Origin of the sequence: Zymobacter palmae (assembly GCF_003610015.1) — a bacterium.
In the GTDB taxonomy this organism is placed as follows: domain Bacteria; phylum Pseudomonadota; class Gammaproteobacteria; order Pseudomonadales; family Halomonadaceae; genus Zymobacter; species Zymobacter palmae.
This window is the reverse complement of sequence record NZ_AP018933.1, coordinates 740,109-753,256: the sequence shown is the minus strand read 5'-3', so window position 1 is coordinate 753,256 and position 13,148 is coordinate 740,109. Positions and strand designations below refer to the sequence as shown.

Sequence of the window (13,148 nt, the reverse complement as noted above, 5' to 3'; positions counted from 1 at the left end):
CTCCATTCGTAACAAGATGTCACTACTGAGTAACAGCCTAGCTGATCCACTACAGGCGTCGAGGAATTGTCGCCCCCATCGTCGCCTGTCTCGCTCAGCCCTGCATTAGCACGCGGGCATACTCTTCGCGGTCCAGATTGCCACCGCTCAGAATCACACCAACGCACCGTCCCTGCTGACGTTCGCGTTCGTGCAGCAGGCCAGCCAAGGCTGCCGCACCAGCACCTTCCGCCAGATTATGAGTCGCTTCATGGTAGAGACGCATTGCCTCAGCGATTTCATCATCGCTAACGCGGATCACGCGCGCTGCACCACGGCGAATTATATCGAACGCCACCGGATCTGGCTTGCGACAGGCAATACCGTCCGCAATGGTATCGGCGGTCTCAGTCGTCCGGATTTCACCGCATTCCATGCTCTGCGCATAGGCGTCGGCCCCTTCGGCCACCACACCTACGATTTCAGTATCCAGCCCCAACAGATCGCGAGTGCGGATCAACCCACAGATACCTGACCCCATGCCGATCGGCACATAGACCGTATCCAGCGGGGCCGCCTGTTCAAACAGTTCAAGCGCATAGGTAGCGACACCACGCACTAGATCCGGGTGAAACGACGGAACGCGCAGATAGCCCTCTTCTTCAGCAAGACGCGTGGCTTCTTGGCTAGCCTCATCAACGTCGCGCCCTTTGATGACGACGGTGGCTCCCTGCGCCCGCATAGCGGCGTTTTTCTCGCTTGAGTTGCCTTCTGGAACCACGATCGTCAGCGGGAACCCCGTCATTTGACTAGCGACGGCAATGCTCTGACCGTGGTTACCACGGGTAGCGGTCACTAAAGGCTGACCAACGGGCACCTTGGATGCCAGCACCGCCATATACGCGAGCCCACCGCGCAGTTTAAACGCGCCTACTGGCGAGTGGTTCTCGTGTTTGACCCATACCGTGCACCCCAAACGCTGGGCCAACAGCGGCCATGCGTACTGCGGCGTTGCGGGCATATGACGATGAATGAGATCGGCCGTCTGGCGAAGTTCAAGCAGCGTAAACATGGCATTTTCCTTTTAGGAGGTGACGCGGTGTTAGTGCCATGCTAGAAAATACGTATTGCATGAGTAAACATATATATTGCATGGGCAGCAATATCGTTATTCCAGAAAAGAATAATTCACACCAAGAGGCCGCCATGGCAGCGCAGCAAGCGATATGGATTCCAGACATTCGTCCATTCAGCCACCTCCCCACCTATCTGGGGCTGGTAGAGGCGATCGCCGCCGCCATCCGGTGCGGCGAACTGAAGGCTGGCGATCGCCTGCCCCCTCAGCGCCGTCTGGCGTGGGCCATGGATCTGAACCCAAGCACCACGCTTCAGGCCTATCGCGAGGCTTCGCGCCGCCATCTCATTTCAGGTGAGGTCGGCCGTGGTACCTACGTACTGGCCGATAGCCAAGAAGCGTCGCTGTTCCGGCTGCGCACGGCGACGGTCGCGGCCACCGAGCTGATTGACCTGACCACCAATGTGCCCATTCTTCCGCTGGAAGGTCACGACATGCGCGATACGCTGCACCATCTGGCCGATGACGCTGATGCACATTCGGGTTGGGCAAACTACCTGACCGATGCCGATGCGCTTCAGGGCGAACTGTTGTGCGCGCAGTGGATGCGCGAGGTACGCCAGATGGAAGTACCTCCGGATCAGTTCATGCTGTGCCCCGGTGCCCAGAAGGGCCTGCTGGCTGTATTGATGTCGTTCTGCCACGGAGGTGACCCCGTGCTGGTGGAGGCACTAACCGCCCCAGGAATCCGTTCGGGCTGCCGTCAGCTGCGTCTGCCATTGCACGATATCCGCATGGATAGCGAAGGCATCCTGCCCGAAGAGCTTGACCGTATGGCGCGTTCCACCGGAGCACGCGTGGCGTTGCTGACTCCTATCCTGCAAAACCCAACCGGAACCACCATGACCGTGCAGCGCCAGCACGCAATCGCCGAAGTGGTGGCGCATCACGACTTGCAGGTGATTGAAGATGATGTGTATGGCGGCCTAAGCGATGTACCCCCACTCACACGGCTGCTGGGACATCGCGGCATTCTGGTCAGCAGCCTGTCGAAAACGGTTGCACCGGGACTACGCTTTGGGTTCATTCACGCCCAACCGGAGCGATTAGCCCAGATCGACCCCGACACCCAGCTGACGCGCTGGGGCATGTCACCGCTTATGCTGGGCGTTGCGCGCCACTGGATCGAACACGGCATTGCTCAGCGCCACCTACGTCATCAGCGACAAGCCACAGCGCAGCGCTGGCAGCTGGCACAGCGCCTGCTCGGCCACGCTATGTTGATGGGCACCCAGCCATCGCCTCACATCTGGGTGCATAACGTAGGGCACCTACCTCAGCTGGCCCAGGCCTGCGAAGCACGCGGTGTCAAAGTCACCCCCGAAAACGTCTTCGCCATTCATCCTCATACTGAACAGGCCGTGCGCATCAGCCTGTCGGCGGCCCCCGATATGGAAACGCTGGAAAAAGCACTGCGGCTGATTGCACCGCTCTTTGCCCCACCAACAGCCTCATAAGCGAGCACGGATCTCCTTTCCGTCACCTGCCGCCCTTTCTGTTCAGGCATAAAAAAAGCCGTCTTCCTGAGGGAAGACGGCCTACGTCACAACCATAAGCGATACCGCTTACAGCATGACTTGCCCACCAATCTCGACCACGCGCCCCGACGGCAGATTAAACGCTCGAGCCGGGCTGCGTGCATTGCGGAACATCAGCTGGAACAGCCATTGCTGCCAGTGCAGGATACCGTTCTGGCACAGCGGCACCTCACGGCCGACAAACCAGCTGGCCTTGTCGGGGTCGATACCGGCAACGCAGCTGTGACATTCCTTCAGCGCCAGCGGTACGTCCGTGCACTCCATGAAACCGAAGTGCAGCACCAGTCGGCTGACCCCGCTGCCCAGATAACGCGCTTCGCAGCGTCTGTCCGCAGGCACGTGAGGCACCTCGTCCGTAATCACGGTCAGCAGCAGCACCTGTTCATGCAACACCTTGTTGAATTCAAGGTTCTGGCGCAGCGCAGAGGGCGTGCCGTTGAAGCGACCACACAGATAGATTGCACAGCCTTTGATGCGCGCCGGCGGATGCTGCTTCAGCGCATGGATCAGTTCGTCCATGCTCGGCTCGCCATCCTGTTGCGCCCGTTCGAGGCGCATGCGGCCACGACGCCATGTATCCATGGTAATGAACACCACGATGGCAATAACGACTGGCACAGCGCCGCCGTGGAAGAACTTGGTCAGGTTGGCGTAGAACAGCGCCACATCAACGACCAAAAACGCCAACACCAGCGGCAACCCACACCAGATTGGCCAACGCCAGTGCTTCAGCACGATCAGGACCATCAGGCAGCTGGTAATCACCATCGTACCGGTAACCGCCACCCCATAAGCCGCCGCTAGACGCGCCGAACTCTGGAACAGCGTAATCAGCAACAGCACGCCCACCATCACCGTCCAGTTTACGGCCGGCATGTAGATCTGGCTCATGGCATGGTTGGAGGTGTGGCGAATGCGCAAACGCGGCAAATAGCCCAGACGAACCGCCTGCTGGGTCAGTGAGAACGCCGCCGTGATTACCGCCTGAGAGGCGATGACCGTTGCCATCGACGCCAGAATAACCAGCGGCAACAGCAGCCAATCCGGCGCCATCAGAAAGAACGGGTTGCGCAGTGCATCGCCGTTGATCGTCAGCAACGCCCCTTGCCCGAAATAGTTCAAGATCAGGGCGGGCATGGCGACCCACGTCCAAGCACGGATGATCGCCGGACGCCCAAAATGCCCCAGATCAGCGTACAGCGCTTCCGCCCCGGTCAGTACCAGCGTGACCGCGGAAAAGACCGTGATGCCGACACCCGGATTATGATGAAAGAACGTCAGCGCCCACCACGGGTTGACCGCTTCCAGCACGGCCGGTGCCTTGAGGATATTGATCAGCCCAAGTACACCCAGCGTCAGGAACCACAGCAGCATGACCGGGCCAAACAGCTTGCCGATCCGCTCTGTACCGAATCGCTGAAGGGTGAACAGCCCAAGGATGATGACAACCGAAATCGGCACCACCTTATCGTCTAGATGCGGATAGGCCAGTTCCAGCCCTTCGATGGACGACAGTACGGATACCGCCGGCGTAATCATGCTATCGCCATACAGCAACGCTGCACCGAGCAACCCCAGCGTCACCAGCAGGCCGCGCCTGCGCGTGCCGGGTTTCACATAGCGACGTGCCAGCGCCATCAGCGACAGCACCCCGCCTTCACCCTGGTTGTCGGCGCGCGTGACCAGCATCACGTACTTGACGCTGACCACCCAGATCATCGACCACAGTAGCAGCGACAGCACGCCCCTGATGCTATCGGGCGACACAGTCACGCCATAGCCACCGATGAAGATTTCCTTGAACGCATAGAGCGGACTGGTCCCGATATCCCCGAGGACAACGCCTACGGCAGCGACCACAAGCCCTGTGCTCACCTTGCGCGCAGCGTTCATCGCGGGAGCGGATTCTGTTGATACCAGAGAGGACATTGAATTCACGACCAACGGTTGAGGATGATGAGTTGCGCAAATTACGCTTCTCATGCGGCAGGTGGAATAGCTCGCCCCCTACTAAAGACACATTTTTACGCATTTTTTACGCATGCGACGGCGGGCGTTCACTGTTCCAAAAAGGATACTCACCTCAATGAGTGCCAACTTACCGTTATGCGCCCCCGAGGCCTTTGCTCGCAAGACATTTAGCAAGCATGAACGGATATGCACACGACAGATACGACAGCGCCGCCACGGCATGCGTAATGCAGTGGCGGCGCAGGGACATTGCGCTAGGCAGGCAGTGCGGTTATTTCGACTGGGTGAACAGCCAGTCACGCACGGCAGGAATGCGGTATGCGATCGGCCATGTCCAGACGTGGCCACTGGCGGCCGACGTGACATTGGCCGGAATCACTGTGCCTTTTTCGAAGCTGGTGAAGTACATGTTGCTGTTCGACCCCTCTTTCAGCATCGCAGCAGCGGCAGTAGCGAACTCTTGATCGCTTGAGCGTCCGTTCCACGTGGCTCGGGTCACCTTAGCGCCGTTTTGCTCCCACTTGGCGACCAGACTGTTCATTCCCGGCCACGCCTTGTCATCATCCTGAGATACGATGATCCACAATTTCTTGTCCGCCATGCTGGCCACAACCTCAGGGTCCCACTGTCCCGCTACTAACAGCGTGGCAGCAAACAGTTTTGGGTACTTCAGGTTCATCGCAATGGACGCCATGCAGCCTCCCGACTGCCCGGTCGTGTACAGGCGATGGCTATCAATGCGGTAGCGGTGGGTCAGCGATTTAACCAGACGCGCCGTAACGTCGACATAGTCGCTGGTCTGGAACGCATCGTTCGCCAGTCCGACCGGATACTGCGGTGCCAGTACGAAGGCCGGATGACGCGCCTGATCTTCGGGGCCAGCGAACGATACGGCCCCAAGCCCCTGCTCTAGCGTGCGCAGCGGGTTGGTGCCCGTGACACCGTAATCATGCATGAACAGCACCAGCGGGTAGCGCTTGTGCGGATCGTAATTTTTGGGAATGTACAGATTGTAGGTCAGCGACAGGCCCGTCTCGGCATCGACATAGGTGAATTGACGGAAATCATCGACGATCTGATTGATCTGACGCGTGTTGATTAACGGCTGGGCACTGGCAGCAATGGATGACCCGTTAGCCGCGGTCAAGGCTTGGGTCTGACTCACCACGACCGTTGCGGGCTGCTCGACATCCGGCGCGAAGATGACGCTTTCACTGTCGTCAGGGTCCAGTTCCAGCACCACATAGCGCCCGTCATGGCCCTGTGCGGCACGCTCAGGCCTGTCGTTCACATAGGCTCGAACGATATGGCGATTGGTCACGCTCCACAGTGCCGCATCGACATCGGCATTCCTGAGCGGCGTATCGTATTCGATGATCGCGGCGGTCGTGCGCTGGCTACGGCCAAATACGTCGGTGACGGCCGTCACCTCGCGCACATGCTGATCGCGAAATACCGTTGAGTTGATGATAGGGCCTCCCTGCTGTGCCGCCTGCGCGGGCATGCCGCCCAGCGTCAGCGCTCCCAGCAGACAGGCGGCCAGTACCGCCTTCAGATGACGATGCTCTGAAACGGGTGCTGACATAATCACTTCTTTCATCATTGAAGCCTCTCTATGGCGTAATGTCATTAACCTACCGCCCAATAGCAGTGGATGACTTACAGTCTAATGGTCAAATGAGGAATCAATTATGGTGCAACCGATAGTGCGCAGTGTCATCGCCATACTTACATCGTTGATATGCACGGCAGCCGTAGCCCAGCAAGCGACAGACGACGATACTCAGGCGCTGCGCGATCAGACGCGTCAGCTGATGGAACAGCAGGACTATGCGCAGGCGCTTAAGATTACTCGCGCTGCGGCAGCTAACGGCAATGTCGAAGCGCTCGCTATCCTCGGCCAAATGTACATGAGCGGCTCGCAGGGCGTGCCTCAAGATTACGCCCGTGCCCGCTGCTACTTCCGCCAAGCCGCAGCAAAGGGCAATGCCAGCGGACTGTTCAATCTGGGGCTGATGTACTGGCAAGGGCTAGGCGTAGCCAAACGACAGGAAAAGGCGCTGACGTATTTCGAAGCAGCGCGCAAAGCAGGGCACATGAAAGCCGGCCGCTATATTGGCCTCTATCATGAACAGCATGGTAATGACGCTCTGGCCGTGGAGGACTATCGACAAGCAGCGCAGGCTGGCGATATCACCAGCCAATACTATCTGGGACGCGCCTACGAACTCGGCAAGGGCATCCCTCGTGACTACGCACAGGCAATGGCGTGGTATACCCAATCGGCCACCCGAGGCGACAGCGTTGCCTCGGACGGTATGGTAGGACTGGCGTCGCTCTACGAACATGGCGAAGGCGTGCCCACCGATCTAACCCACGCTAAGGCACTGTACGAACAAGCGGCACAGCTGGGCAACGCCAATGCGCAGGCCGCACTGAAACGCCTTGCGGCCCAAACGCCCTGACTCGCTCGCGTTCATCCCGGGCGCCCCGATGCACGGCCAGCGGTCTCTTTCCAGCCGCCACCTAAAAGATCAGTGCTTCTATGACACGGTAGAAGCCTGGCGCTGGTGATACGGCTCGGCGGGCGCCCACTCATCCCCCCGCAACTCGCGGTCGTCGTACGCCACAATGCCTTGATAATGATGATCCCGGTCCTCGACATACAGCTTGCCGACAATGGCTTCTGCTACCGTGCGTGCCGCCTGACTAATACCGGGAATCAGACCAATCACATGTCCGTTGCTTAGGTGTGCCGGATGGCAGAAGCAGTAGACATTCGATATCGCGGCGGGGGCTTGTGCGCTGCGCGGCTGAAACGAAAAGTCATCATTGAGATAAGGGTATTCGGTCAACTGTTCATGCTGCTGATCGGGTGTCGGCTGGAAGGCGTCCCCCCAACGTTTGATATGCGGTACTAGGGCTGAAAATGCAGGCTGGGCCGCCCAGTCGAGCCGATATCCGGTTGCCAGAATCACATGGTCGACGGCGATATCCCCTTTCGGGGTGTGCACCAGAACGTCATGCTGGCGCGGCCGGATACGCGTTACGGGACTGCTGAAGTTGAACCACACATTGTCGTGCCGCGAGACGCGCAGTGTGCTGCCATGCGGCGGCGCAATCTGCTCGGTCAGCAGCGCATGCTCAAGCTGCCACTTCCAAGCATCCGGCAGTGCTGCGTAGCCCTGTCGGAAGCCGGGGTTACTGACCCCTTTGGTGCGGTTGAAGCGCGGAAAGTCAGGGCGTCGAATCAGAATCTCCACCTCACTGGCTCCCGCTTCCAGCGACGTTGCAGCGGCATCCATCGCGGAGGCACTGCCACCGACCACGGCCACCCGCTTCCCCTTCAAGGCCGCATAGTCCGGCGGTGCCGAGGTGTGCGACCAGTAGCGCTGCGGCACATCACGCACAACATCGGGTAGCGACGGGCCGCCAAAGGCATCCATCCCCAATGCCAGTACCACATGGCGTGCCATCACAGTATGCCGTTCACCGCGATGGCTCAGCGTTAGCGCCGTCACGCCATCATCACGCGGTACCAGCGAGATCAGCTCATGCTCGTTGCGCACATCAAGCGTCAGCACCCGCCGATACCAGCGCAGATAATCCATCCATTGCAGACGCGGAATCTTGTCGAGTGCATCCCATGCTTCGCGGCCAAACTGGGCTTCATACCAAGCTCGAAACGTCAGCGAAGGAAGCCCCAGCGCTGGCCCGGTAAGGTGCTTGGGAGAGCGCAGGGTTTCCATGCGCGCAATAGTGGCCCACGGCCCTTCATAATCACGAGCGGCTCTGTCGTACAGCACGGCGTGAACACCCTGTAACTGCAGCGCCGCGGCAGCGGCCAGTCCCGCCATGCCGGCCCCGATCACCACGACGTCCTGAACGGGCTGTCCATCACGCTGCACGCGAGGGGTCCAGCGGCCGGCTGGCAGAGCCAGCCACTCCAGATCCTGCTGTAGGCGGGCCTCCAGTGCGGGAAGCCCACTCGGCGGTGCAGAGGAATGAGGCATGCGTGCTCCTTCATTTCAGTGTCAGCGTGTCGGGTTATCCTTGAGGAATAGCATTTATATTCCCGACAATGCCAATAACCTTTTTGCCTAGGCTAATAATCCCTTTCTTTTTGTCCCGGCCAATGCACTAGCCGCTACTGATAGGAAAACGTGACGCCCGCCAGCGCATTGGCCGTGCCGCCCTTCAAGTCCCCCGTGCGGACATAGCGCACGCGTAGCGGCACCGTAACAGAAGCACCATCACCACTCACATCAGTAATCTTAAACTGGTGGACAGCCCCTTCGGAGCTGTCATCGGGCCCCAGTTCGAGCGGTACGTCGCTGTCACCGTACAGCACCTGAACCCCGACGCCACCACCAGTCGAATCGCTGCTCAGTGACACCACCTGCGAAGTATTGGCAAGATTCGACTGGTCCGACACCGTGGCATTCAGATGCACCTGATCGTCACAGGTCAGCCCGATCGGAACCTCCTTCGCCGCCGACACACTGCCAACGCTGGGCAGATCGCTGGGGGTAACCGTACCGAGATCGACGTTCTGCTGGACCGAACCGACCGTGCAGGCACGGGCCTTGATGGTTAGCGTGGTCGACGAAATATCAATCGTGGAGGTTTTCTCGGTTCCTACCTGATCTTTGGCGCTCACATAGGCGATGGACTGTGCGGGAATGACATAGGTGCCGCTCTGTAAATGGCCGGTCGTCTTCACGAATGTGATATGAGCGTTGAAGCCAATGGTATACAGCACCAGCTGTAGCAGCTTACGACTGAAAGACTGGTTGGCACTGCTGCCCATTGGGGTGTAGGCCGTCGCATGAGTATCTTTAATGCCAACGATATAACCAATGCCGGGCACTCCGGTGTCAAAGACGGAATAGCTCACACCGTTCCAAGTCGTCGTCAAGGGTAAAGGGGCCTTCACTGGCCATATCCATGACTCATCGCACTGCCCCAACACGACAAGCGCAGGCCCGCAGGAAAACATGTTCCATTCACTGCCAGTGGTCACCCAGTCATCGGCGATCAGCCCCCCTAACTCGGCGCTGTCACTGGGACCTGAGTAGCTTTTGGGGGCGGGAGTCAGCGTCAGCGGGTCCTGAACCGTGACCCATGCGCTGGCAGCCCCCGACCATACGGCAAGACACAGCGCCAAGACACCCGCCAGACAGCGCCATCCGGCGTGATTGCAATGTCGATGCTTGTCCATCCAACTGTCCTTACTATTCATATTCAATGGCGAAATCGACCACGGCATCTGCCTGACCCGGCTGCAGTACGGTATCCGTCGCCACATAGCGCGCGGTGAAAGTCAGCGTATTGGTAATATCCGGCAGCAGCGCATAGGCACTGCTGGGTTGATTCAGTCCCACTAGCGTTCCCTGTGCATCTCGCAGCTGAATGCCCAACCCGCTTGCCCCGCCTTCGCTCAGCGCTAACACCTGGCTGTCCTGCGTGCTGGCGGTGCCTGAAAAGGTCACTCGTGCCTTAGCGGTTGCGCTGTTGCACTTGGCAATACCGATAGTGAAGAGCGTCGGCTCGAAGACATCCCCGATCTGATAACGCGCCTTACCCAACAGGGCGCTCTTCATCGGCACCGTCATTTCCTGCGCCGCACTGCTCAGCTCGCACGTGTTCACCTTGACGTTTCCAGTGACACGAATCAGTACGTCAGCCGCCTCGACGGGCACAGTGACAACGGTCAGGGCCAGCAGCCCCCATAGCCATCGCTTCATGGTGCACACTCCGACGTAATGTAGGTCAAGGGGTCTTCCAGCACGGATTCAGGCAGCAGATAGTCGATATGGCACTGTTGATCCTCCGCGTCTCCCCACCGTACCCACAAGCGACCGCGCAGCGGCAGGCCCGCCATATATGCCTGGCTGTGGTCATCGACGATTCCTTCGGACACCGTACGCGGATCGCTGCGCCGCGGCACCAGCGTCACGGTTGCCCCAAAAGGCACAGGCTGCCCCCCCGGCTGCCGTAGGGTGATCAGGCTGCGCATGCCCGTGCGGACATCAAACTCGGCACGCACCAGTGCTCCTCGCGTCGGTACCACGTGCGTCACGGCATCAGTCAGTTCGACGTTGTTGTGCAGGGTGTTGATATCCAGTGCTACACGATTGCGACGATAGAGAGAGGCATACGGCACGATGGCATACCCCCGGCTGTCGGTGGTCAGGCCGCTGTTGTCTTCGATCTTCACGTGCTGTGCACCGGGCGCCTTGACCAAAATGTTGGCATCGCCCAGCTGCCGCCCCAGCGTCAGGCCATCGCGGTGCGCTACGGCGCTTCCGCGCAGCACATAACTGATCTGCCGGCTGTCACGGTCGTAGCTGTACCCCAGTTGGCTTTCTGCCAGCGCACCGTGATAGTCCAGACTAACCCCACCGTTATAGCCATTGCCCTGATTGGCATAGGATTGGCGCACGCTGTAGCCCAGATTGTTATCCGCCAGCGCCGTGCCGGACAGGATCGCACTGTGGTTCATGCGCCCATCATCATCGCGGGTCGTGGTCCACGACAGCCACGGAGAGGAATCTCCAGGCCTACCGCCCAGCCGCCCAATCGGATACGACAGCGACACGGTGTACAGCTGGTTGTCGCGCGCACTCCATGCGCTGCGGCTATCACTGAAGGCCAATGAGTAGTTGAGCGACCCCACGCTGTCCGAGTACCCCATCTGCCACAGTCGGTTCTTACGTTCCATGTGCCAGTAGGCTTCTTCGCTACCGCTGATAAATAGCGTCCCTGCGCCGGGAATGCGTTGGGAAACACTCAGCTGAATGCGTGAGCGGCGCGAGTGATGCAGATTGTAGTAATCGAGCGCATCGGCGACCCAAGCGGGGTCTCGTTCGCGGCGCTGCTCGTCGTCGAGCACGACCCCGCCGCTCATATGGCGATTGGCGGTCTGATCAAGGGTATAGAACCCTTTTGAGGAATAGCGATAGCCCAACAGCTGAAAGGTCGTGCCCAGCTCGTTAAGTGATTTGGAATACAGGAATGACCACGACTGCCCACTGTGCTCGGAACCGTCCACCAGCTCGCTGTGCGCCTGTGTACCGCTCACCGAAAAGGCCCCGAATTCGCCCATGTTCTGGCCCCAGCCCAGCGCCAGCGCCCGGTAGCGATCGGCGTACTGCGCGCCGCCGAAGACCGTCATGCCATGCGGCAGTCCATAGATCAGCGACGCCTGCCCAAACGAAGGACTGCTCTGATCGGTATTGCCACGCAAGCGCCCCGCCGTCACGGCGTACTTGATACGCCCTTGACGCTGTAGGATCGGCACTGCTGAATAAGGGATAATGAAGGAGTGCGTTTCACCATCATTTTCCTGCACGCTGACGGTCAGGTCGCCACTGCTGCTGGCCGGGTACAGGTCAGTGATCTCGAACGGTCCCGGAGCCACACTGCTTTCGTAGACGACATAGCCGTTCTGGCGCACCGTCACTCGTGCATTACTGCGGGCAATGCCCCTCACCGTGGGCGCATAGCCACGTCGACTGTCAGGCAGGGCGCTATCATCGGACGCCAGCTGAACCCCTTTGAACCCCAACCCGTCGAACACGTCCGCCGGAGAGAAACTTTCCCCCACGACAAGATCGCTTTCCCACGCGGGCAGCGGCATCTCCATAAAGGTCTTGATATGGGTCCACTGCGACCCCGACCGCCCATGACGCCACGTCATGTCATCGTGAAAGCGCAGTGCGCCCACATTGATACGGTTCTGAAGGGTGAGGAAATAGTCATCGTAGCGGTAGTCGCCGCGCTGATGCGCACCGTTGAACGAGTAGCTGACCATGGCCGCATTGATGCCATCATCCCACTCCTGCGGCGATACATAGCCACGCGGACGATGCGCCAACGAGGCCTGCGGCAGAGTGATATCGAGCCGCTGATGGCCCGCCTCGAAGCTGCCGCCCGCCTCGGGCACATACTGCTTCAGCGACACGCACGCCATAGATGACATCTCTGCAGCGGGCCAGACATCTTCACGCAGCCCGAACTGCGCCACCACTGACGCGGGCAGACACACGTCCATATCCCCCACACCCAGCAGTAGCGGCAGATAGCGCGGTTCATCTCGACGCAGCGTACTCAGTGGCGCGAAGGTCAGGTCGTAGGGCGCCAGATAGTGCTGATTGACGTACACCATCACCCGGTAGCGCCCGGGAGGAATAACGGCCCCTTGCTCGATGGGCGTCAGATCGGCCACGGCCCCACTGTCACCGGCAAGAAAGGCCGGATTGAACACCGGCGCCGCATGCCCCAAGGCAGGCCATAGCACCGCGACGGCGGCGATGCGGATTAACCATGGCGTGTCGTTGTTCGTTTTTCTCTGCTGGCGCGGCCGTCCGTGGCCCTGTCGCACAACGCCAGGCGATTCATATGTCATGATCGACTGCCACACAGCGCTGGCGCTCAGCGGCATGCGTACCCCATACGGCTGACGGCCCAGCGATGACCGTTCTGACCGCCACGCCCTGCATCCTTGCAGGCCGCTTCCATCC

9 protein-coding genes are annotated in these 13,148 nt (G+C 59.6%); 2 read left to right on the top strand and 7 right to left on the bottom strand.

Annotated features, from left to right (window positions below):
* Positions 1-94: 94 nt before the first annotated feature.
* Positions 95-1,051 (bottom strand): threonine dehydratase, encoded by a 957-nt coding sequence (locus ZBT109_RS03350; RefSeq protein ID WP_027705126.1) that lies wholly within the window; start codon positions 1,049-1,051, stop codon positions 95-97.
* Between the two features lie 134 nt (positions 1,052-1,185).
* Here ZBT109_RS03350 and ZBT109_RS03345 point away from each other — a divergent pair, with 134 nt between their 5' ends.
* Positions 1,186-2,571 carry an aminotransferase-like domain-containing protein gene (locus tag ZBT109_RS03345; protein WP_027705125.1) on the top strand — a complete coding sequence of 462 codons (1,386 nt, stop codon included), beginning with the start codon at positions 1,186-1,188 and terminating at the stop codon, positions 2,569-2,571.
* A 108-nt stretch (positions 2,572-2,679) separates the two neighbouring features.
* Here the strand turns inward: ZBT109_RS03345 and ZBT109_RS03340 are convergent, their stop codons facing one another.
* Together ZBT109_RS03340 and ZBT109_RS03335 are read right to left on the bottom strand one after the other, a co-directional pair.
* A complete protein-coding gene (locus tag ZBT109_RS03340) occupies positions 2,680-4,581 on the bottom strand; it encodes a potassium transporter Kup (RefSeq protein WP_027705124.1) in 1,902 nt (633 codons plus the stop codon).
* Positions 4,582-4,894: 313 nt separating this feature from the next.
* Positions 4,895-6,208, bottom strand: a complete 1,314-nt coding sequence (locus ZBT109_RS03335; RefSeq protein ID WP_169734004.1) for an alpha/beta hydrolase-fold protein — start codon at positions 6,206-6,208, stop codon at positions 4,895-4,897.
* Positions 6,209-6,314: 106 nt separating this feature from the next.
* Here ZBT109_RS03335 and ZBT109_RS03330 point away from each other — a divergent pair, with 106 nt between their 5' ends.
* On the top strand, positions 6,315-7,088 hold the full coding sequence (locus ZBT109_RS03330) for a tetratricopeptide repeat protein (RefSeq protein WP_051523792.1): 774 nt from the start codon (positions 6,315-6,317) through the stop codon (positions 7,086-7,088).
* A gap of 78 nt (positions 7,089-7,166) precedes the next feature.
* On the opposite strand, the gene ZBT109_RS03325 is transcribed toward ZBT109_RS03330, so the two are convergent.
* The 4 genes from ZBT109_RS03325 to ZBT109_RS03310 form a co-directional block, all read right to left on the bottom strand.
* Positions 7,167-8,636: an NAD(P)-binding domain-containing protein gene (locus tag ZBT109_RS03325; RefSeq protein WP_027705122.1), complete on the bottom strand. Its 1,470-nt coding sequence runs from the start codon at positions 8,634-8,636 to the stop codon at positions 7,167-7,169.
* A 134-nt stretch (positions 8,637-8,770) separates the two neighbouring features.
* Complete coding sequence (locus ZBT109_RS03320; RefSeq protein ID WP_051523791.1) at positions 8,771-9,844, bottom strand: fimbrial protein; 1,074 nt, start codon at positions 9,842-9,844, stop codon at positions 8,771-8,773.
* Positions 9,845-9,857: 13 nt separating this feature from the next.
* Positions 9,858-10,370 (bottom strand): fimbrial protein, encoded by a 513-nt coding sequence (locus ZBT109_RS03315; RefSeq protein WP_051523790.1) that lies wholly within the window; start codon positions 10,368-10,370, stop codon positions 9,858-9,860.
* Positions 10,367-13,033, bottom strand: a complete 2,667-nt coding sequence (locus ZBT109_RS03310; RefSeq protein WP_169734003.1) for a fimbria/pilus outer membrane usher protein — start codon at positions 13,031-13,033, stop codon at positions 10,367-10,369. Before ZBT109_RS03310 ends, ZBT109_RS03315 begins: the two co-directional genes overlap by 4 nt.
* Between the last annotated feature and the right edge of the window lie 115 nt (positions 13,034-13,148).

What these genes read in the sequence shown, in the direction of transcription:
- ZBT109_RS03320 (WP_051523791.1), bottom strand. Translation starts at nt 9,844, where the DNA reads ATGGACAAGCATCGACATTGCAATCACGCCGGATGGCGCTGTCTGGCG.
- ZBT109_RS03335 (WP_169734004.1), bottom strand. Translation starts at nt 6,208, where the DNA reads ATGTCAGCACCCGTTTCAGAGCATCGTCATCTGAAGGCGGTACTGGCC.
- ZBT109_RS03345 (WP_027705125.1), top strand. Translation starts at nt 1,186, where the DNA reads ATGGCAGCGCAGCAAGCGATATGGATTCCAGACATTCGTCCATTCAGC.
- ZBT109_RS03310 (WP_169734003.1), bottom strand. Translation starts at nt 13,033, where the DNA reads ATGACATATGAATCGCCTGGCGTTGTGCGACAGGGCCACGGACGGCCG.
- ZBT109_RS03350 (WP_027705126.1), bottom strand. Translation starts at nt 1,051, where the DNA reads ATGTTTACGCTGCTTGAACTTCGCCAGACGGCCGATCTCATTCATCGT.
- ZBT109_RS03315 (WP_051523790.1), bottom strand. Translation starts at nt 10,370, where the DNA reads ATGAAGCGATGGCTATGGGGGCTGCTGGCCCTGACCGTTGTCACTGTG.
- ZBT109_RS03330 (WP_051523792.1), top strand. Translation starts at nt 6,315, where the DNA reads ATGGTGCAACCGATAGTGCGCAGTGTCATCGCCATACTTACATCGTTG.
- ZBT109_RS03340 (WP_027705124.1), bottom strand. Translation starts at nt 4,581, where the DNA reads ATGTCCTCTCTGGTATCAACAGAATCCGCTCCCGCGATGAACGCTGCG.
- ZBT109_RS03325 (WP_027705122.1), bottom strand. Translation starts at nt 8,636, where the DNA reads ATGCCTCATTCCTCTGCACCGCCGAGTGGGCTTCCCGCACTGGAGGCC.